This window comes from Bradyrhizobium sp. (assembly GCF_049691595.1).
In the GTDB taxonomy this organism is placed as follows: Bacteria; Pseudomonadota; Alphaproteobacteria; order Rhizobiales; family Xanthobacteraceae; genus Bradyrhizobium.
Genome location: NZ_JBAVNZ010000613.1, coordinates 1 through 20,396 on the forward strand (window position 1 = coordinate 1; position 20,396 = coordinate 20,396).

Sequence of the window (20,396 nt, forward strand, 5' to 3'; positions counted from 1 at the left end):
AGAAGCCGGCCCCAAGACCGAAATCGTAGGCGCCGGCGGGGTCGCCCGGCACGTTCTCGCCGCGCGGGCTGGTGTCCGGCGCAACGAAGATCAATCCAAGCTCGGCGCATGCGCCGCGGAATTCGCCTTTTTCGGTGACGTTGGCGTGGGTACAGGTCAGTCCTGACAGATACCAGACCACCGGCAGCCTGGCGCCGTCGCGGTGCGGTGGCACAAAGACCGAAAAGGTCATATCGGTGCCGGTCTCTCGACTGGGGTGCCTATAGACACCCTGCATGCCGCCATGCGATCGATTGAGCGAAACGGTTTGGATTGTCATGATTGAACGACTCCGGCGCCGCGCGAGGCCATCTCAAGCCACGCCGCTCTCAATCGCCAGCCGCACCAGTTCGGCGGAGCTGCGCACGCCGAGCTTCTGTCGCATGATCGAGGATGTGTTGGCGACCGTTTTGTAAGAGGAATGAATCATCCACGCGATCTCGGAGAGACTTTTGCCAGCACTGAGCAGGCGCAATATCTCCATCTCGCGTGGGGTCAGCTTCGAGAGCGGGCTTTGCGCGAACGCGGGTCCGGCGAATGCAATGCTTCGCGCGATCGCGGGCGGCAGGTAGACCCCGCCCTTTCCAACTTCGTGGATGGCCTCAACAAGGTCGTTGGGATCGCCGGCTTTCGAGACATAGCCCTTGGCGCCGATTTTGATGGCGCGTGCGGCGAACACCGGATCATCGTTCATGCTGAACATGATGATACGCGTGGACGCGGCACGCGCAAGAAGCCGCCGCGCCAGTTCAAATCCCGACACGGTCGGCAGGTTGATATCGATCACGCAGATATCCGGATGCTCGGCGTCGAAAACGCGCTCGCCGCTTTCGGCGTCGGAGGCTTCCAGCAGCACGATCTCGGGCTCGTCGGCGAGCAAGGCACGGCAACCCGACGCGACGATGGGATGATCGTCAACGATCAGAATGCGCATGGTCCCAAATACCCCGCCTCACTCTCGTTGCTGCACCGCGTCAGATCGGGCCGCGGGCATGGATAACGGCGCGCCGCTTGCCTTCGACCGGTCAAGCAACGCCGGCGATATTGCTGTACGCTTTGATTAGATAGCCGCGCTATTTATCTGTCAACGCCCCTCTTGGTGAGGAATCGAAGACGTCGCGCTCGTGGACAAACGCTATGTGGCAGAAACTCTCGTTACGCGCCCGGATCAACTTGCTGCTCGCGCTCGTGCTCACGCTCGGTTTGGCGATCAATATTGCGCGGCTGGTCCTGGAGGCCGCTCCCCGCGTTCAGGCCGAGGACCAAAGCGTCATACGCCTGGCGCGCGAATTCATCGAAACGATCGTTGCGGGACTGAACGAGGCGCCGGACCCGGATGCGCGGTTGAACCGGATTGTGCAGGACCTCAGCCGGCTGCGTCACGTCAGTATCGCGCGGCAGGGAACGACAACCGACACATCTCGGAGGACTGACCGCGCCGGCGACAATGACGATGCGCGCTCGCCTCCGGCGTGGTTCGTCGCGCTTGTTCATCCGGAAAAGACCGCCGTGAGCGTGCCGATTTCCATCCATGGCAAGCCGGAATCGCTCGTGATCACCTCGCATCCGAACGACGAAATGGCGGAGATCTGGGATGGAATCGTCACCCAACTCGCGGTCGGCTCGGCGATCGCGGTCGCGCTCTTTCTCATCACCATGATGGTCGTCAGCCGCGCGCTGGCGCCACTCGGCGCGCTTTCGCAAGCGATGACGAATATCGAGGCTGGCTTCTATGATGCACGAGTGGAACCTGGTGGCGCGCCCGAACTGGCCGCGATCTGCAGCAAGCTGAACCACCTTGCGGGGGCCTTGGGGGACGCGGTGGAAGAAAAAAGGCGGCTTGCCGAACGTGCCGTCTCCCTGCAGGACCTGGAGCGCAAGGAGATCGCGCGCGAGCTTCATGACGAGTTGGGGCCCTATCTTTTTGCGCTGCGCGCGCATGCGGGCGCCCTGATGCGGCTTTCGGACGCTCGGGAATCGAGCGCGGATGCGTTGCGCAAGCACGGCGGCGCGATCCTCGAGCAGGTCAATGCCCTTCAGCAATTCAACCGCCGGATTCTGGAAAGGCTGCGGCCTGTCGGATTGGCGGAGCTTGGGCTCCGCGAGGCGCTCGCAGCCCTGCTGCGCCTGTGGGGGGAATCCCATCCAGGCGTGGCGATCGAAACAACCATTTCGCACTCGCTCGGCAAGACCGGAGAAACCGCCGATCTGACGATCTACCGCATCGTGCAGGAGGCGCTGACCAATGTGTTCCGCCACGCCGGCGCGACATCGGTTAATATCACCATTGAACCCGCCGAGCGGCCTGCGGGAATGCGCGGAAACCGCGGCTGCGCGCTGGTGCGGGTTCGCGACAATGGACGCGGGCTTGGGCCGGACCACAGGCTCGGCCATGGTCTGACCGGCATGCGCGAGAGGATCCTGGCGTTGGGAGGCATGCTCACCGTCGTCTCCGGCGACGGCGGCGTAACGGTCGAGGCGCTCGTTCCCAAGGGCCAGCACTGAAGCGCGTGGCGCGACCGATCGGTTCGGGAATTTTTCCCGGACCGTTCGGGAAAAATACCGCGCCGGAATCCGACCTTTTGCAGATGGCGCGCCTCCGGCTGCCCACTAGTATCGTCCGCGCCGAATCGGCGTAACCCGGAACAGCCGGTAGCGGCATGGGATGAGACAGATGGGCGCGCGTGGCCTGCTTATCGCGTTGGTATCGACAGGCCTGGTTCTCGCCAGCGAATTGGCGCGCGCGCAAGATGCGCCCGCCGAAGTTCACACCTTGCCGGCCGTGGAGGTCTCGCCGCCGGCCTCAGGCGTCAAGCGCGGTCGTCCGCAAAATGCCTCTCGTATCGCTCGCGCGTTACCCAGGGTCTATGTGCCGACGACGCCGTTGCCGGGCGCGGCCATCGATCCCGACAAGGTGCCGGCCGGCGTCAGCGTCGTCGACGGCAGGCAGATCGAGCGCTCAGGCTCGCTGAACGTCACCGATGCCCTGCAGCAAAGCGTGCCGGGCATCAGTATCAACGAAGTCGCCGGCAATCCATTCCAGCCCGATGTGCAGTTTCGCGGTTTCGTCGCGTCGCCCGTGACCGGCACGCCGCAGGGACTGGCGGTCTACCAGAACGGGGTACGCATCAACGAAGCGTTCGGCGACACCGTCAATTGGGATCTGATCCCGACCGCTGCGATCAGATCGGTCGCGGTGGTGACCAATAATCCGGCTTTCGGTCTCAACGCGCTGGGCGGGGCGATCAACGTCCTGATGAAGGATGGTTTCAGCTATCGCGGCGCGGAAATCAACACGATGGGCGGCTCGTTCGGCCGTCTCCAGAGCTCGGCGCAGTGGGGAAAGCAGGTCGACAATTTTGCCGTGTACGGTGCTCTCGAAGGGCTGCATGACAACGGTTTTCGCAATTTTTCCGTGTCCGACGTGCGCCGCTTCTACGGCGATGTCGGCTATAAAAACGACGTCAGCGAATTTCACGTCAACATGGGCGTGGCCGACAACAAGTTCGGCGCGACCGCCACCGTTCCCGTGGAGCTGCTCCAGCAATATTATGGTGCGACCTACACCTCGCCGCAGATCACGGCCAACCGCGTCGGCTATCTCAATCTGACCGGGAAGGTCGAGGCCACCCCGTCCTGGACGATCGAAGGTGCGGCGCATGTGCGCGTGTTCGACCAACAGGTCCTGGACGCCAATCCGACCGGTACCCAGCCATGCAAGGCCCCTTCGATGCTGCTTTGCTTTGGCGACGACGTAACACACGCCAATGGCCTGGACGGAATCCAGCTCGCCAATCCCTTCGACTCCAATGCCGTATTGGGGCAGATTGATCGAACCACAACCCGTTCCACGACGACGGGCGTGTCCCTGCAGGCCACCAACACCGACCAGTTGTTCGGGCACAACAATCATTTTGTGGCCGGCGCCAGTTTCGACACCAGCGTCACCCGCTTCTCGGCCAGCGCGGAATTGGGCACGATCGGCCCAAACTTCGTCGTCAGCGGCAGCGGAATATTTCTTGGAGCATCCGGCGATCCCGTGTCGATCGGGCCGGTCGGGCTTCGCACCACCAATCGATACAGCGGATTCTATGCACTCGATACCTTCGATGTTACGAACGCGTTCTCGATCACCGCGGGCGGCCGATACAATGCCGCCCGCATCGTGCTCGAGGACCAGATCGGGACCTTGCTCAACGGCAACGAGGCCTACAACCGATTCAATCCGATCATCGGCGGCACCTACAAGATCACGCCGGAATTGACGGCGTATGCCGGCTATTCGGAAGCCAATCGCGCACCGACCCCGCTGGAACTGGGTTGCGCCGATCCGGCGCACCCCTGTCTCGTCGCCACATTCCTCGTCGCCGATCCGCCGCTGAAACAGGTGGTGTCCCGCACCGTTGAAGCCGGCTTGCGCGGCACCAGGGAACTTAGCATCGGAACGCTCGGCTGGAAGCTCGGCGCCTTTCGCGCCGATAACACCGACGACATCCTCGCGATTCCAAGTCCGCTACTACAGGGGTTTGGCTATTTCCAGAACGTCGGCTCGACCCGCCGCCAGGGCATCGAAGCGCAAGTCAATCTGACCTCGAAGACATTGCAGCTCTATGCCAGCTATGCCCTGGTGGATGCGCGATTCCTCAACGCCCTGCAGGTTGGCTCCAACAGCCCGTTCGCCGACGCCAACGGTAACATCCAGATTCTGCCCGGCAATCGAATTCCGGCGATCCCCCGCAACCGGATCAAGGCCGGCATCGATTATTCGATCACCGACGCATTCAAGGTCGGCGGCGATGCGCTGTTCGTCGGCAGCCAGTACTTCGCCGGGGATGGATCCAACCAGGCAGCGAGGCTGCCGTCCTATGCGGTATTCAACCTGCATGCCTCGTATCAGATCGACAAGACGTTCCAGATCTACGCTCGCGTGGACAATGTCTTCGATCACCGCTACGCCACCCACGGAACCTTCTTCGACACCGCCGCGGTGCCCAACTTCGCCAATGGCGGCGCGGCGTTCACCGACCCGCGTTCGCTCAGTCCGGCGCGGCCGCGCGCCTTCTATGCGGGCCTGAAGGCGACATTCTGAAAGCCCGCGGCGTGTAACAGGACGCCGGTCGAGCGCGTGCTGTCATGACCGGTTCCAACGGGCATAGCCGACCCATCCCAGCGCCAGCGCGCCAAGCATCCAAAGCACGATGATCGCGGCCATTCCGGCTCGGCTGGTCGGGCGCTGCCCGGCCTCGCTTGCCCTGGCGCGGTACTCAATCATGACCTCGTCGGGAATAAGCGACACCACCAGCCAGACGCCCAGGGGAACGATGATCAAATCGTCGAGATAGCCGACGATCGGGATGAAGTCCGGAATGAGGTCAATCGGCGAAAGCGCATATCCGGCCACGGCAACGGCGAGAACCTTCGCGTACCACGGCACGCGCGGGTCGCGGGATGCGAGATAGATGGCATGGCTGTCCCGGCTGAACCTGCGCGCCCAGATTTTCATGCGGGAGAGCATGGCTTGATGCTCAGACGGCGCCGGTTTCCGCGCGTTCCAGCAGCGCAAGAAGTCCTTGCAGCATGGCCGTTGGCGCAGGAGGGCAGCCGCGAATGTGGAGGTCGACCGGGATCACCTCTGAAACCCCGCCAACGACCGCGTAGCTGCCGGCGAAACACCCGCCATCCCGGGCGCAATCTCCGATCGCGACCACCCATTTGGGATTGGGGACCGCATCATAGGTGCGCTGCAGCGCTTCGCGCATGTTCCTGGTCACGGGACCGGTCACCATCAAGACGTCGGCATGGCGCGGCGAGGCGACGAACCGGAGGCCGAAGCGCTCGACGTCGTAATAGGCGTTGTTGAGCGCGTGGATTTCGAGCTCGCATCCATTGCAGGACCCGGCATCGACCTCGCGTATCGACAGACTGCGGCCGAGCCGCCGCCGGGCGAGGCGACCAACGGCGGTTGCAAGTTCGCTCACCGCGGCATCGTCCGCAGCCAGCGCGCGCTCGGTGAGCGGCCTGCGAAACAGGCTTTCAAAAAGCAGCTTGCGCATCGTGTGCCGTCCTCAGATATCGTGGCCGGAATAGGAACAGTTGAACGACTTGTTGCAGAGCGGAAAATCCGCGACGATATTGCCTTCGATCACCGCCTCGAGCAGCGGCCATTGAAACCATGACGGGTCGCGAAGGTGGCATCGTTCGATGCGACCGTCCCGCAAGCGGAGCCAGACCAGAACGTCACCGCGGAATCCCTCGACGATCGCCATGCCTTCCCGCGCCTCGCGCGCGTCCGCCGCAGGTGTACCCGACGGGCCTCCGGGAAGCCGGTTCAGTATCTGATCGATCATTGAAAGGCTCTGCTCGACCTCCTGCACGCGGACCCACACGCGCGCGTTGACATCCCCCTCATTCAGCACCGGTACCTCAAAGTGCAGGCTGTCATACGGCGGATAGGCGAGCGTCCGCCGCGTGTCGAAGGGTCGGCCCGACGCGCGGCCGATGTAGCCTCCGGCGGCATACTGCCTCGCCAATGCGGGCGTGAGCACTCCGGTATCGACGGTGCGATCCTGCAGCGATGCGGTGTTGTCGTACAATTCGATCAAGGCGGGAAAGCGCCCGCGGATCTCATCCAGGGTCGTCCGGATGATCTTTGAGCCCCGATCGTCGAGGTCGACGCTCACGCCACCGGGCACGATGATATCCCGCATCAATCGATGGCCGAATGCGGCATCGGCGGCGCGCAGCAGGTTCTCCCGCAACACGCTGCAATGGGCGTGGATCAGCGTGAAGGAAGCATCGTTGCAGATGGCGCCGATGTCGCCGAAATGGTTGGCAAGCCGCTCGAGTTCGGCAAGCAGGGCACGCAGCCAAACCGCGCGAGCGGGCACGACGAGTTCGAGGGCCGCCTCGGCCGCCCGCGAAAACGCGTAAGCATAGGCGACGGTGCTGTCGCCGGAAACCCGTCCGGCGAGCTGGGCGGCCCGCTCGAGACCAGCTCCGGTCATCAGCCCCTCGACCCCCTTGTGGGTATATCCCAGACGCTGTTCCAGCCGGGCTACGGTCTCGCCACTCGCGGTAAACCGGAAATGGCCGGGCTCGATAATTCCCGCATGCACCGGACCGACCGCGATCTGATGCAGGCCGTCGCCCTCCACTGGCAGGAAGCGATAGGGGGCCGCGATTGGCAACGCGTCGATGCGCTCTCCCAATGGGAAACGTACGCCCCAACGGTTTTGATCGAGCCAGGGGCGGGTGTCGGGCAAGCCCTCTGCCGACAATCCGAACAGATCGCTGGCGGTGCGCTCCAGTCGAAGCGCCGGCGGGTGGTGCGCGGCAACAGAAGGATAACGGCGGTCGGGGCAATCCAGGCTGACGGCAGCAATTTCCGACGTATCTGCCTCCATGATCGCCATGTGCACCGTTGCGGCTTCCCCCCAAAGGCCGAGCAGGCTCCAGCGTCCCTGCGCCAGCTCGCTTGCGGCAAACTTCCAGACCGAAGCATCGACCATGGTTCGCGGCCATGGCCTGTGCTGCTGGACCTTGCGGCCCTCCCGCAGGAGATCGGTCAGTGACGGCATATCCTGTTGATCCCCATGACTATCCAAGAAGGCGCGCCACATGCTGGAACCAGGCGACGAAGGGCGCCGGAAGATAGATTCCCGCGCCCAGCACCAGCGAAAGATGCGCAAACATCGGTACATAGGAAGCCTCGGCTGAGGCCGTGCTGCCGCGAGGCTCGCCAAATGCAAGGCTGGTCAGGCGCAGCGTCAGCGCGCCAAAGGCCAGCAAAAGCCCGGCCACAAGCACGATCGCCAGCAATGGCTGGCGCGCGAAAGTCGAACTCACCAGCAGAAATTCGCTCATGAAGATGCCGAGCGGCGGCAGGCCCGCGATCGCGACGACGCCCGTCACCAGACCCCAGCCAAGCGCCGGATGAGTCACCGTCAGGCCCCGGATTCTGGCGATCCTCTGCGTACCTTTGATCTGCGAAATGTGGCCGACGGCGTAAAAGATCGCCGACTTGGTCAAACTGTGCATCACCATGTGCAACAGCCCGGCAAAATTGGCGAGCGGGCCGCCCATTCCGAACGCAAACACGATAATGCCCATGTGTTCGATCGAGGAGTAGGCGAACAGACGCTTGATGTCGCGGCGGCGGTACAGCATGAACGCCGCGAAGACCAGCGAAACCAGGCCCATTGTCACCATCAGCGGGCCGGGCGTGATCGCCGCCGAATTGACGGCGAGCAACATCTTGAAGCGCAGCAGCGCATAGAGCGCCACGTTCAGCAGCAGACCCGACAGCACGGCCGATATCGGCGTCGGACCTTCGGCATGGGCGTCGGGCAGCCAGGCATGCAGCGGCGCGAGGCCGACCTTGGTCCCGTAGCCGAGAAGCAGGAATACGAAGGCGACGTTGAGCAGGGCAGGGTCGAAGGCCGCCGCATGCCGGATCAACAGCGTCCAGACCATGCCGTCCTGGCCTTCGCCCACCACCGGACGCGCCGCCATGTAGATCAGGATCGTGCCGAACAGGGCCAACCCGATTCCGACGCTGCCCAGAATGAAGTATTTCCACGCCGCCTCCAGCGCGGCGTGGGTGCGGTAGATGCCAACCATCAGCACCGTGGTCAGGGTCGCGATTTCCACCGCGACCCACATCAGGCCGATATTGTTCGACACGAAGGCGAGGTTCATGCCGAACATCATGGTCTGATACATGGCGTGGTAGAAACGCAGGTAGACCGGGGTCAACCGGCCGGTCTCGAGTTCATGCGCGATATAGCTCGCGCTGAAGATGCTGGTGGTGAAACCGACGAAGGTATTGAGCACGATGAAGACGATGTTGAGGTCGTCAACCAGCACGTATGGCCCGGGTTGCGGTCGGTCGATGATGAAGAGGCAAAGCGCCGAAAGAAATGTCGCGAGACTTGCAATGACATTGAGCCGCGCCGTCTGCCGGTAGCCGGGCAACGCGGCCAGCAATGCGGCCGCGCCGATCGGAATCAGCAGGATGGCCGCCACGGGATCGAAGGAAGCCGCGCTCATCGCCGTTCGCCCCGGAAGTCATCGAGCGCAGATATATCGACCGAATCGAAGCGTTCGCGGATCCGGAACAGGAAGATGCCGATGACGATGAAGGCGATCAGGATCGAGAAGGCCACGCTGATCTCGACGACGAGCGGCATGCCTTTGGCGCCGGTAGCCGCTAGCACCAGTCCGTTCTCAAGCGACATGAATCCCACGACCTGACTGACGGCATTGCGGCGCGTCACCATGACCAGAAGTCCGAGCAGCACGACCGACAGTGCGAAGGCGAGATCCTCGCGCGCCAGCGGATCGGCCTCGGCGGTCACCCGCAGCATCAGGACCATGGAGAGGGCGACCAGTGCCATCCCGGCCAGCATGGTCGGGCCGATACCCACGGCCGACTCGATGTCGCGATGAATGCCAAGCTGCTTGACGATGCGATGCAGCGCCACCGGAATGACGATCGCCTTGAAGACAAGGGCGATCGCCGCCGTGATGTAGAGGTGAGGTGCGTTCTGGATAAAGGCCTGCCAGGCGACGGAGAGCGCGAGCACGACGGCATGGAGTGCAAAGACGTTGAGCAGCGAATAGAGCCGGTCCTGGTACAGCATCATGAAGCTGATCAGGACCAGACCGCCGGCGAGCGTATGCGAGACGTCGAAGAACAGGCTGTGCGTCTGCATCACAAACTCCTCGACACGAAGAGCAGGAGCGTACCGAGCAGGCCCAGCATCAGCGCGGCCCCGAGAAATTGCGGAATACGAAAAACTCTCATTTTGGCGGTCGCGGTCTCGAACAGCGCGAGCAGGAAGCCGGCAACCGCCAGCTTGACGACGTAGGCAGCGGCGCCAATGGCGTAGGCCAGCGGGCCGGTTCCGAACAGGGCTATCTTCCAGGGCAGGAACACGCAGGCGATCAGCGAGATGTAGAGCAGGAGCTTGAGAAACGCGCCGAATTCGATCATCGCCAGATGGCGCCCCGAATATTCCAGAACCATCGCCTCGTGCACCATGGTGAGCTCCAGGTGCGTGGCCGGGTTGTCGACCGGGATTCGCGCGTTCTCGGCGAGCGCCACCATGATGAGCGCGATGATCGCCATTCCCAGCGATACCCGCAGTCCGACATGGGACGAGGCCATGAAATTGGCGACCGTCGAAAGCTGGGTCGAGCCGGCAACCAGCGCCAGGCAAAAGAAGATCAGGAGCATCGCGGGCTCGGCAAGCGCCGCGATCATGACTTCGCGGCTGGAGCCGATGCCGCCAAAACTGGTGCCGACATCCATCCCTGCGAGCGCCAGAAAGAATCGTGCGCTTCCCAACAGGGCAACGATGGCAATCAGGTCGGCGGTCCAGTTGAACAGCAGGCCTGTGGCAAAGGTCGGCACCAGCGCGGCGGCGACCCAGATCGCGGCAAAGGTCACATAGGGTGTGACGCGGAACAGCCACGAGGCGTTTTCCGCCAGCACCACTTCCTTGCGGAGCAGCCGCAACAGATCGCGATATGGCTGAAAAACCGAAGCTCCCTGGCGGCGCAGCAACCTCGCCTTGATCTTGCGCACGACGCCGGTCAGCAGCGGCGCGAGCAACAGCACCAGCAGCATCTGCACACCCTGCACGATGATGTCGGAGATCACGACCATATCGCGAGCACCAGCAGCAGCGTGACCAGGGTGGCAAAGACGAGGCTGAGATATTGCCGGATGGTCAGGAACTGCAGGCGGTTGAGCCGTTCGGAAGCAAAGCCCACCCCGCCTGCGATCGGCTGATACAGGCGCTCCCAGATCAGATCATGCAGTTCGATCCTGAGCCGCGCCGGCCTGACATCTCCGGGGGCCGGCATCTCGACGTGATCGCGGGCCTGGAACATCAGGGTGCCGAAAACGCGGCGGATCGGTTGCGCAAAACTTCCGGCTGAATATTGCGCCGCGGGGGTTGGATCGGAATATCCGCAACCCCAGGCCGGCCCGCGCCGCAGGGCATGCGAGGCGAAACGATGAATGAAATAGACGGCGAGCGAGGCCGATAGCGTGATGAAGACCAGTACAAGGAATCCGTTGTACGAACTTCGGCTCTCCGCGATCGGCACGATCGACAGCCATGGCGCATCGGCCTGCACCGGCATGCGGCTGCCGACGATCTGCATGGTGATCGGCGAAAGCGCGTCGATGATCAATCCCGGCAGGATTCCGGCCAGCAGGCAGAGGGCGGCAAGGATGGACATCGCCGCAAGCGAGTATCGGTCGACTTCTTCGGCGATTCCGGCGGCCGGGCTTCGTGGCCGCCCGAGAAACGTGATGCCGAACGCCTTGACAAAGCACGCCGCCGCCAACGTCGCCGCCAGCGCCAGCGACGCGCCGACCGCGGGCACCATGATCTTGAGGCCCCATTGCGGCAGTTCCGGGCTTTGCAACACGGCCTGGAAGATCAGCCATTCCGAGACGAAGCCGTTGAACGGCGGAAGCGCCGATATCGCCGTGCATCCGACCAGAAACACGAAACTGGTGACGGGCATTCGATGAATCAGACCGCCCAGTTTCTCGATGTCCCGCTCGCCCGTTGAAGTCAGGACGGCGCCGGCCCCGAAGAAAAGCAGGCTCTTGAACAACGCGTGATTGAGAACGTGAAGCAGTGCCGCCGTGAAGGCGAGCGCCGCCGCCAGCCTGAGGCCGTTGGCCTGAAACGCCAGTGCAAGGCCGAGGCTGACGAAGATGATGCCGACGTTTTCGATCGTGCTGTAGGCCAGCAGGCGCTTCAGATCGGTTTCCATCATTGCGTACAGAATCCCCATCACGGCGGTGATGCTGCCAAGGAAAAGAACAATCACGCTCGCCGACCAGGCCGGTTGCCCCAGCAGATCGAATATGACGCGAATGAAACCGTAGATCGCGACCTTGGTCATGACGCCGCTCATCAGCGCCGAAACGTGGCTGGGCGCCGCGGGATGCGCGAGCGGCAGCCAAACGTGCAACGGCACGAGGCCGGCCTTCGAACCGGCTCCGAGCAGCATCAGGATCAACACCAGCGTTGCCACATATGGCGTATGTCGCGCGGCGCGAATGGCGGCAAATCCGTAATCTCCCGCCGGTCCTGCCAGCAGACCGAACGCCAGCAGCAATGCGAGCGTGCCGAAGCTTGCCATCAGAAGGTAGACGTAACCCGCCTTCGCGTTACCGGGTTCACGGTGGTGCGCCATGACCAGCGCCCAGGACGCCAGCGACATGAATTCCCAGCAAAGCAGGTAGGAAAACGCATCGTCCGCCAGCACCACCAGATTCATCCCGGCCAGGAAAGCGGGGAAGAAGGGAACCACGCGGTGCGGCGTCGGGTCGTGGTGGCCGTAGCCCAGCCCATAGAGGCTCGCGGCTGCGCCACCCAGATTGACGACAACCAGGAAAAACGAAGCCAGGGCATCCAGGCGGAAATGGGCGCCGAGCCACGGCAATCCGACCGGCAGGGTCAGATCGCTGGCATTTGCCACCTCGCCAACCAGCCAACGCAGGGCCCCGAACAACGCGACCATGCAAATCGCCAACGTCGCGCTGTAGACTGCCACTGTGGCGCTGCCTGTGCGGCTCAGGACGATCGCGAGAACCGAAATCCCCAGCAAGCCTGCGACACATGACATTTGCAGAGCGACGGCGGAGATCATGTGCGCGTCCTGGTCCCGCTCGATGCCTCATTTTCCAGACCAGCGCCCGCAAGCGCCTTGCCGGAACCTGACGGGAGGCCCGACGCGCCGATCTGCGTCGGCATCGGTCCGGAAACCAGAACCGCGAGCAGGAGCCCGTCGAGGCCGAATGGGGCGACCGTTGCCGCCACCAAAACGATGAAGGCCCCTGCAGGGCCTCCGATCCGAAACCGGCTGCCGCCCAGGGCGGACGTGAGAAATCCATCAGCCAGGGCGGTGAAAAGCCCTCGCTCCGGCGCGATGCCGGGTACTACCGCAATCGCCATCGATAGCGGCAGGGCCACGGCGGCGACCGTCAGTCCGGCAAGCCCATCGCGGCGAAAGGAGACGAGGCGGTAACCTTCAAGCAGCGCGGGCAGGCGTTTGGGGCGATAGAGGTGCGCCGTGGAAGAACCGTCAGACATGCTGTCAACCGACCGCTGGATATTCAGCCGACAGGCTACCAGAGTCCCCCGAAGCGACAAACCGATTCGGTCGCCAGCTCAGGGGACATGTCGGATCAGGGGCGGATGGCCTTAAGCCTGCAAATCCAGCAATCGCTCGCGGTTGCGAAGCACGATCTGACGGGCGTTGGAGAATCCGACCACGCCCTCGCTCTGCAGCGAGGAAAGGGCGCGAGAGACGGTCTCGAGGGTGAGGCCCAGATAGTCGCCGATATCCCGCCGGCACATCGGAAGTGCGATCATTCCGGCAACCGCCAGGCGGCGGTCCATCTCGAGCAGAAACGTCGCCACGCGCTCCGTCGCGGTCTTGCGTCCGAGCAGCAGCATATGGTCTTCCGCGTGCCGCAACTCGCTCGCCGTCAGGGTCCAGAGATCCCGCGCCACCCGCACATCGCTTTGCGCGGCCTGTTCCAGACTCCGGCGCTTGACGAGGCGCACGGTCGTATCGATGATGGCCTCGGCCGCCAGCCGATGGGCCTGGCCGGATTCCAGGCCGAACGTGTCGCCCGGCAGGTGAAATGCACCGATTTGCCGACGCCCGTCGGAGAGCAGCTTGTAGCTCCGCACCGCGCCGCGGATCACCTGATAGACGTATTCCGCGGGTTCGTCGTCGCCGTAGATCTCCTCGTCCTTTCGATAGGTAAACTCGGTGGCCACGAGACCCGCATGCCCGGTAAGAACACCGAACCGGTCGGGGACCGAAAATGCGACCGGGCCGGCCTTATTGCTGATGGAAACTGAAGTCCTGAGCGATTGGGTGAGCATGGGCCATCTCCTCATCCGGGGGTAGCCAAGGTTTATGCGGGCAGACCGGATCCGGAAACTTAGCGCGATGCCTTAAGGGCAAACCCCTAAGTAGTTTACCGGAGGCGGCGAAAGGCCCGCTACGGGCCATGCCCGGGCCGGCTCGCCTCAATGGCTCCCCGGATATGGGAAGCAAGGCTGTCTTCCAGATGCGGCTTCAGCAGGACATGGTGGACGCCGGCGGTCGCGGCCATCACCGGGATATTTCTATCCGGATGGCCGGTAATGAGGATGATCGGCGCCGCGATGTTACGGTTTCGCAAGCGCCTGGCGAGATCGATCCCGTTCATATCCGGCATCTTGTAGTCGATCACGAAACAATCGGCCAGGTTGGACGCGATCGCACTCAGCAGCGCCGCGCCGCTTCTGAATGTCCGCACGCCGAACCCGTCGGTTTCAAGCAAGAATTGCAGCGAACGAAGGACATCCTGGTCGTCATCGACGACATAAACCATGGATTTGGTGGGCGATGAGAGCATCACAAGCCAAAATATCCCTGCCGGTGCAGAAAACATCATTCAAGCAGGATTAACTCGGCGCAGCTTGATTTAGCTCAATCCTTCAGCATCCCGGCACGCATCGCCAGCCGGACCAGCTCTGACAGGCTGCCGGCCTGCATCTTGGTCATGACATTGGCCCGGTAGACTTCGATGGTGCGCGGGCTGATGTCATATTCGCGGGCGATCATCTTGTTCGAAAGCCCGGCGACAAGGCCCTCCATGACCTGACGCTCGCGCGGGCTGAGCGCCGCTGCCCGCGATACGATGTCGAGGGTCTCGGCTTCGTTCTTTTCCTCGGTACGCGCCTGCGTGAGCGCGGTATCGATCATCGCGATCAGACGATCGTCCTCGAACGGCTTTTCGAGAAAATCGATCGCCCCCAATTTCATGGCCTCGACGGCAAGACGGATATCGCCGTGCCCGGTCATGATGATCACCGGAAACTTGTTGCGGCCCGCCTTCAATCGCCGCAACAGCTCGATGCCGTCGATGCCGGGCATGCGGACGTCGGAAACCACGCATCCGTAGTCAAGACCGGGGAGGGCGTCGAGAAAACTTGATGCCGTGTCGAACAGCGTCACGCTGAAATCAGCGGCACCGAGCAGGAATTCCAGCGACTCCCGCATCGCCTCGTCATCGTCGACGACATAGACTTTCCCCTTATGCGACATTGGTCAAACTCTCGTTCGGTGCCGCGGGCAAGGTGAGGCGGAAGGTGGCGCCGCCCGAGGCGTTGGTTTCCGCCCACATGGTGCCGCCATGTGCCTCGACGATGGTACGGCTGATGGAAAGCCCGACCCCCATGCCGGTCTCCTTGGTCGTAAAGAAAGTCTGAAACAGGTTCGCCTTGACGTCGTCGGCGAAGCCAGAGCCGGTGTCGGCTACCGCAACCTCGATCATGTCGTCCGCGGCCCTGGCCGTTGATGCAATAAGTTCCCGTTTCGGCGAATCGGCCATGGCCTCGAGCGCATTGCGAAACAGGTTGACGAGGACCTGCTGAATCTGGACGCGATCCACCAGAACCAGGTCGTTGTCGTGGTCAAGTTCGAACCGCAGCACGATGCCTTGCTCGCGGGCGCCGCTGAGGCCCAGCGCGCCGGATTCCTCGATCAGCTTGGCCAGGCTTTCAACGCGCGTCTCGGATTCCCCGCGCGCGACGAAATCGCGCAGCCGCCGGATGATCTGGCCAGCGCGAAGCGCCTGCTCGGAGGCGCGGTCCAACGCGCCCTCGATTCTGGATTTGTTGGGATCGGCACTGTCGGCGAGCAGCCGGCGAGAGCCCTTCATGTAGTTGCTAATCGCCGCCAGCGGCTGATTGAGTTCGTGCGCAAGCGCTGACGCCATTTCCCCCATCGCGGTCAGGCGCGAGACGTGAACGAGTTCGGCCTGCAGTTCCTGAAGCCGTGCCTGGGTCTGCTGCTGTTCGGTCAGATCGCGGATAAAACCCGTGAAGTATCGCTGGCCGCTGGAGCGCATTTCTCCGACCGACAGGTGGATCGGAAAGGTCGTGCCATCCTTGCGCCGGCCGGTCACGATTCGCCCAATGCCGATGATGTGCCGCTCTCCGGTCGCCTGGTACCGGGCCAGATAGCCGTCATGGCGCGCGCGATCGGGGTCGGGCATCAGCATGCTGACGTTTTGGCCGATGGCTTCCTGTGCCGCATAGCCGAATTGCCTCTCGGCCGCGCGGCTGAAAAACTGCATGATGCCCCGCCCGTCGATTACGATCATCGCGTCCGGAATCGTCTCCATGATCGAGCGGAGATGCATCTCACGGGTTCTCAGCGCTACTTCGAGCTGTTTCTCCTCGTCGATGTCGAGCGCTATGCCGCTGAGATGATGCGGGGTGCCGTCGGTGGTCCTGACCAGGCCGCCGCGCAGCCGGATCCAGTGCCGCGATCCGGATTCAGCGATCACCGCGAAGGCGACGTCCAGATGGTAGCCGGTTTCGACGGACCGTCGTATCGCTTGCGTCGTGAGTTCGCGATCCAGCGGATCGAGCAGCGAGAGGAAGAGGTCGTAGTCGACCGGCCCTTCGTTCGAGATGCCAAACAGCTTGCGGGTATTTTCGGACCAGGCCAGCTCATCCGTCAAGAGATCCAGGTCCCAGGTCCCGACGCCGGATCGCTCGATGCCGAGCCGGAAACGCCTGTCACGAAGGGGGTCGTCGAACGCCGCCGGGTTTTGGTTGGTCACGCTTGGCCCTTGATTCATGTCACCCTACGGCGGCATTTCGAACGCAACGCGAGCGAAAGCCCCGCAGGGCGCTGACATGGTGTCGGGCGACTATTGTCCCAAGGGCCGGCAAAGCTCAAGCCTGAACTGCATCGGGCAATTGCGCCGCGCGGTGCCGGCGGTGCAATCGCGTCTGGAAAGGCCCGGCCGGGTCAGCTCGCCTTGGCACTCAGCTGATCTTCCGGCGAGTTGACGAACATCCCCGACATTGGCTCGACCCAGCAAAGATGGTCGTGAACTTTCCTGACGCCCGAAACGTTCTCCGCCGCGACGACCGTTGCCAGCCTGGAGCGCTCGTCCGTGATCACGCCGCTGAGGTGCACGATCCCGTCGCGTACGGTGACGCTGAGGCCCATTGGTTGCCAGTCTTTCTTCTCGATGGCGGCCAGGATCCGGCTCCGGATGTGGTCGTCATCGGCCGTCGGGTCAGGCACGTCGCGCGCGAGATCAAGCACCGCCTTGACGAGATTCGTGCGCGTGACGATTCCAACCAGCTGGTCGCCGCGCATGACGGGGACGCGCTTGATGTCGTTCCTTTCCATGATCTCGGAGACTTCCTCGAGCGTGGCCTCCTCGGGTACGGTAATCGGCCTCGAACTCATGATTTCCGCGATCTTGCGGCCCTGTTCGTGCACGAAGTCGGTCGCTTCCCTTCCAGGTCCAAGCAACAGCTTCAGCCAGCGCGGACGCCGCTTCTGCGTCCCGATTTCCGCCCGGCGCATGAAGTCGCCTTCCGAGACGATTCCAACCAGCTTTCCGCTGTCGTTGACCACCGGGAGGCCGCTGATGTGGTGCTCCAGCATGGTGTGCGCAGCCTCGGCAATGGAGGCGTCGGTTCGGGTGGTTATGACCTGCCGTGTCATGATTTGATGGGCACGCATCCGCGTTCTCCGGCTTGATATTGATAATTGGATTATAATGTTACTCGCGATGGCGGCGCCGCCGTTGATTCAGGTCAAACCGGTCGGCCCGGCCCAGGCGGGATGCGGCAGGACTTGTTGATCTATCTCATCGCGCGGCTCGACGGCGGGCCTAGAGGTCCTTCGCGAGCCGAGGTCGCGGGAGATGCAAATGACGTACCGGGCCATCATGGTCAACCTGTCGATCGACCATCCGAACGAGGCGGTTGTTGAAATTGCCGGCCAGCTTGCCGAACAGTTCGACGCTGGCATCATCGGGGTCGCGGCATCGGTATTCAGTCCGCCGCCTTATTTTCTGGCGGGAACGCCGGCCCAGAATTTGATCGATCAGGGCGAACGCGAGATCAAGCAACGGCTATCGGAAATGGAAGGAATTTTTCGGGCGGCGGTCGCAGGCCGCTCGAAAGACATCGAATGGCGCTCCGCGCTCGAAATCCCGGCAACATACATTGCGAAAGAGGCGCGCGCGGCCGATGTCATCGTCACCGCCGGCAGTGGCGAGGCGATCGCAGACCCGTTCGCGCTGGCCGGGCCGGACGATCTCGTGATGCAGGTGGCGCGGCCGCTCCTCGTCGTCCCTCCGGCGGTTCGCTGGCTGGACCTCAGAAGCGCCCTGGTGGCCTGGAAGGATGGCCCGGAGGCGCGGCGGGCCGTTGCCGATGCCCTGCCGATGCTGGGTAAGGCGAAGGAGGTTATCGTTGCCGCGGTCGCGGAACGCGAGGACGGACAAGCGGCGGCGTCACGGCAGGTCGAGGACGTCGTGGCGTGGCTTTCCCGCCACGGCATCCTGGCCTCCGGCCTCGTGCCCGACAACAGCGGCAATGTCGCGGGTCAGCTGGACCGGATCGCTTCCGATGCCGGCGCCGGAGTCGTCGTGGCCGGGGCGTATGGGCATTCGCGGTTTCGGGAATGGGTGCTGGGCGGGGTGACGCAACACCTCGTCGCGCAGCCGGTCCGTTGCTCACTTCTGTCGCGCTGAGCCGGACGCAGGATCGCCATGGAGCGTTATCCGCCGGGCAGCGGTCAGTGCCAAGGCCGTTTCATGACCGGCCGATCGTTTGATATCGATCAAAACGTTTCTTGCGGGCCGGTTATCAATGGCGGCAATGCCAGATCACTGACATCGATCGGACAGGCGCTTGCGGATATTTCTTGAGCAGGTCGTATCGGACTACATGACGCGGGACGTCGCAACGGTGACACGCGACGTCACGATTCGTGAACTCGGCCGGATGTTCAAGCAGACCGACTATAACGGCTATCCGGTGGAGGAGGCGTCGCAGGTGGTGGGGTTCGTAACCAAGTTCGACTATCTCGCCTGCTTTGAATTTACCCCGGCGCGCATGGTCCCGCACTATGACGAGCTGATGAAGCGAACCGTGGCCGACGTCATGACGCCTGAATTCATCTATGTCAGGAGCGACACGAAATTGACGCGCGTCCTTCAGCTGATGGTCCGTCATCGCATCAGAAGCATGCCGATCATCGACACCGACCAGCGGCTCACCGGCATCATCGCGCGCGAGGATATTATACGCGCGCTGGAGCGTTGCGCGCCGAAAGCATGACCCATGGCCTGATTTTTGGCCTGATTTTTCTTGCGGCAGGCCCGATTGTCGGGAGTTGCGCCGATCGATCTTGATCCATGTCAATTCCCGGCCGGGATATTCGTTAAGATGCAGCTCGGGGCCGGGCCGTTGCCGTCGGCCGGACCAACCACAGCGTCAAGACACCCGCTGCCTACCACAGGGACCGATGCCGCATCTCTTGTTTCCAGGCCAGGCTTGCGGCGAAAAACGGCGCTGTCCGCAATGCGAGGCGCTCTCACTCAGCATATGCGCAGCGCTCGATCCCGTCGAGCTTCAGAGGTTCGAAAGGCTGACCCAGCAGATCCGTCTGCTCGACCGAGAGACGATGTTTATGGAAGAGCAAGCCGCGGGCGCGGTCTACAATGTGACGGAAGGCGTGGTGCGGCTTTCCAAATTGCTGCCGGACGGCCGCCGGCAGATCATTGGATTTGCGCTGCCCGGGGATTTTCTCGGTACGGGCCCGGGCGATCACCATAATTGTTCGGCCGATGCCATCGGGCCGGTCACCGCCTGCCGGATTTCCAGGAGCCTATTCTGGCAATTCGTCGAGACCAAGCCGCATATCCTGCGCCGCATGAACGAGTTCGCCGCGCGGGAGCTCAATCAGGCCCAGGACCAGATGCTGCTGCTCGGCCGCCGCACCGCCGAGGAAAAGGTGGCTTCGTTCCTCGTGAGCTGGCGCGACCGGCTGGATCACCCCGGCACCCATCCGGTGACCATACCGCTGCCGATGAGCCGGCAGGACATCGCCGACTTCCTCGGGCTGACCATCGAAACGGTAAGCCGCACCTTCACCAAGCTCGAACGGGAAGGGGTTATCGACATCGTCAAAGGCGGCGTGTGTCTTCGTGACCGCAAACGCGCCGAAGCGCTGGCGGCGGCCTGAGCCGGACGGCGGGCCGGTTTGATTCATGTCAATGAGCGCCGGACCGATCCTGACATGCTGTTTTCATTTCAAAGGAGATCAACGATGCCCATGGATGCGATGATTGTCACGGCGGTGGTAGTGTCCGTGTTCACGGTGTTTGCCGGCGTGCTGTTTTGGGGCGACATGCATACCCGCCCGCCGCAGCGGGCCGCCGGTGAGCCGAAGGGCAGGCGCCGCAGCTTTTGACCAACAGGACTCCGCCCGAATCATTATATTATCCG

General features: G+C 62.9%; 21 protein-coding genes and 1 pseudogene. 7 read left to right on the forward strand and 15 right to left on the reverse strand.

Annotation, left to right across the window (positions count from 1 at the left end; translation table 11 throughout):
* Together WCE35_RS24440 and WCE35_RS24445 are read right to left on the reverse strand one after the other, a co-directional pair.
* Positions 1-319: alpha/beta hydrolase-fold protein (locus WCE35_RS24440; protein ID WP_424595879.1), on the reverse strand; the 319-nt coding region annotated here is incomplete at its 3' end.
* Between the two features lie 33 nt (positions 320-352).
* On the reverse strand, positions 353-973 hold the full coding sequence (locus WCE35_RS24445; protein WP_424595880.1) for a response regulator: 621 nt from the start codon (positions 971-973) through the stop codon (positions 353-355).
* A 203-nt stretch (positions 974-1,176) separates the two neighbouring features.
* Here WCE35_RS24445 and WCE35_RS24450 point away from each other — a divergent pair, with 203 nt between their 5' ends.
* On the forward strand, positions 1,177-2,544 hold the full coding sequence (locus tag WCE35_RS24450; RefSeq protein ID WP_424595881.1) for a histidine kinase: 1,368 nt from the start codon (positions 1,177-1,179) through the stop codon (positions 2,542-2,544).
* Positions 2,545-2,713: 169 nt separating this feature from the next.
* Positions 2,714-5,128, forward strand: a complete 2,415-nt coding sequence (locus tag WCE35_RS24455) for a TonB-dependent receptor (protein WP_424595882.1) — start codon at positions 2,714-2,716, stop codon at positions 5,126-5,128.
* A 42-nt stretch (positions 5,129-5,170) separates the two neighbouring features.
* Here WCE35_RS24455 and WCE35_RS24460 read toward each other — a convergent pair whose 3' ends face one another.
* The 13 genes and pseudogenes from WCE35_RS24460 to WCE35_RS24520 all read right to left on the reverse strand — a co-directional run bounded on the left by WCE35_RS24460 (position 5,171) and on the right by WCE35_RS24520 (position 17,619).
* Positions 5,171-5,554, reverse strand: coding sequence for a YkvA family protein (locus WCE35_RS24460; protein ID WP_424595883.1), 384 nt, complete (start codon positions 5,552-5,554; stop codon positions 5,171-5,173).
* Between the two features lie 10 nt (positions 5,555-5,564).
* Complete coding sequence (locus WCE35_RS24465; RefSeq protein WP_424595884.1) at positions 5,565-6,092, reverse strand: NADH-quinone oxidoreductase subunit B family protein; 528 nt, start codon at positions 6,090-6,092, stop codon at positions 5,565-5,567.
* Positions 6,093-6,104: 12 nt separating this feature from the next.
* The gene (locus tag WCE35_RS24470) at positions 6,105-7,616 is read right to left on the reverse strand and encodes an NADH-quinone oxidoreductase subunit C (protein ID WP_424595903.1); all 1,512 of its coding nucleotides are present in this window, start codon (positions 7,614-7,616) and stop codon (positions 6,105-6,107) included.
* A 19-nt stretch (positions 7,617-7,635) separates the two neighbouring features.
* Entirely contained in the window at positions 7,636-9,087 is a 1,452-nt protein-coding gene (locus tag WCE35_RS24475; protein WP_424595885.1) for a hydrogenase 4 subunit F, read from the reverse strand.
* The gene (locus WCE35_RS24480; RefSeq protein ID WP_424595886.1) at positions 9,084-9,752 is read right to left on the reverse strand and encodes a hydrogenase-4 component E; all 669 of its coding nucleotides are present in this window, start codon (positions 9,750-9,752) and stop codon (positions 9,084-9,086) included. Before WCE35_RS24480 ends, WCE35_RS24475 begins: the two co-directional genes overlap by 4 nt.
* The gene (locus WCE35_RS24485) at positions 9,752-10,708 is read right to left on the reverse strand and encodes a respiratory chain complex I subunit 1 family protein (RefSeq protein ID WP_424595887.1); all 957 of its coding nucleotides are present in this window, start codon (positions 10,706-10,708) and stop codon (positions 9,752-9,754) included. Before WCE35_RS24485 ends, WCE35_RS24480 begins: the two co-directional genes overlap by 1 nt.
* The gene (hyfB, locus tag WCE35_RS24490) at positions 10,699-12,717 is read right to left on the reverse strand and encodes a hydrogenase 4 subunit B (protein ID WP_424595888.1); all 2,019 of its coding nucleotides are present in this window, start codon (positions 12,715-12,717) and stop codon (positions 10,699-10,701) included. Before hyfB ends, WCE35_RS24485 begins: the two co-directional genes overlap by 10 nt.
* A gap of 101 nt (positions 12,718-12,818) precedes the next feature.
* Positions 12,819-13,160, reverse strand: a pseudogene (locus WCE35_RS24495) (SulP family inorganic anion transporter); the annotation flags it as partial.
* A 111-nt stretch (positions 13,161-13,271) separates the two neighbouring features.
* Positions 13,272-13,964, reverse strand: a complete 693-nt coding sequence (locus tag WCE35_RS24500) for a helix-turn-helix domain-containing protein (protein ID WP_424595889.1) — start codon at positions 13,962-13,964, stop codon at positions 13,272-13,274.
* Positions 13,965-14,083: 119 nt separating this feature from the next.
* A complete protein-coding gene (locus WCE35_RS24505) occupies positions 14,084-14,482 on the reverse strand; it encodes a response regulator (protein ID WP_424595890.1) in 399 nt (132 codons plus the stop codon).
* A gap of 74 nt (positions 14,483-14,556) precedes the next feature.
* Positions 14,557-15,174 (reverse strand): response regulator FixJ, encoded by a 618-nt coding sequence (fixJ, locus tag WCE35_RS24510; protein WP_424595891.1) that lies wholly within the window; start codon positions 15,172-15,174, stop codon positions 14,557-14,559.
* Entirely contained in the window at positions 15,164-16,699 is a 1,536-nt protein-coding gene (fixL, locus tag WCE35_RS24515; RefSeq protein WP_424595892.1) for a sensor protein FixL, read from the reverse strand. The genes fixJ and fixL overlap by 11 nt, the downstream gene beginning before the upstream one ends.
* A 191-nt stretch (positions 16,700-16,890) precedes the next feature.
* A complete protein-coding gene (locus tag WCE35_RS24520; protein ID WP_424595893.1) occupies positions 16,891-17,619 on the reverse strand; it encodes a CBS domain-containing protein in 729 nt (242 codons plus the stop codon).
* 190 nt (positions 17,620-17,809) lie between these two features.
* Between WCE35_RS24520 and WCE35_RS24525 the strand changes: the two genes are divergently transcribed.
* The 5 genes from WCE35_RS24525 (at position 17,810) to WCE35_RS24545 (ending at position 20,361) form a co-directional block, all read left to right on the forward strand.
* A complete protein-coding gene (locus tag WCE35_RS24525) occupies positions 17,810-18,637 on the forward strand; it encodes a universal stress protein (RefSeq protein WP_424595894.1) in 828 nt (275 codons plus the stop codon).
* A gap of 18 nt (positions 18,638-18,655) precedes the next feature.
* Positions 18,656-18,814: a hypothetical protein gene (locus WCE35_RS24530; protein ID WP_424595895.1), complete on the forward strand. Its 159-nt coding sequence runs from the start codon at positions 18,656-18,658 to the stop codon at positions 18,812-18,814.
* A gap of 19 nt (positions 18,815-18,833) precedes the next feature.
* Positions 18,834-19,226 (forward strand): HPP family protein, encoded by a 393-nt coding sequence (locus WCE35_RS24535; RefSeq protein WP_424595904.1) that lies wholly within the window; start codon positions 18,834-18,836, stop codon positions 19,224-19,226.
* A gap of 187 nt (positions 19,227-19,413) precedes the next feature.
* A complete protein-coding gene (locus tag WCE35_RS24540) occupies positions 19,414-20,133 on the forward strand; it encodes a Crp/Fnr family transcriptional regulator (RefSeq protein WP_424595905.1) in 720 nt (239 codons plus the stop codon).
* 84 nt (positions 20,134-20,217) lie between these two features.
* Positions 20,218-20,361 carry a hypothetical protein gene (locus WCE35_RS24545; RefSeq protein WP_424595896.1) on the forward strand — a complete coding sequence of 48 codons (144 nt, stop codon included), beginning with the start codon at positions 20,218-20,220 and terminating at the stop codon, positions 20,359-20,361.
* The last annotated feature ends 35 nt before the right edge of the window (positions 20,362-20,396 follow it).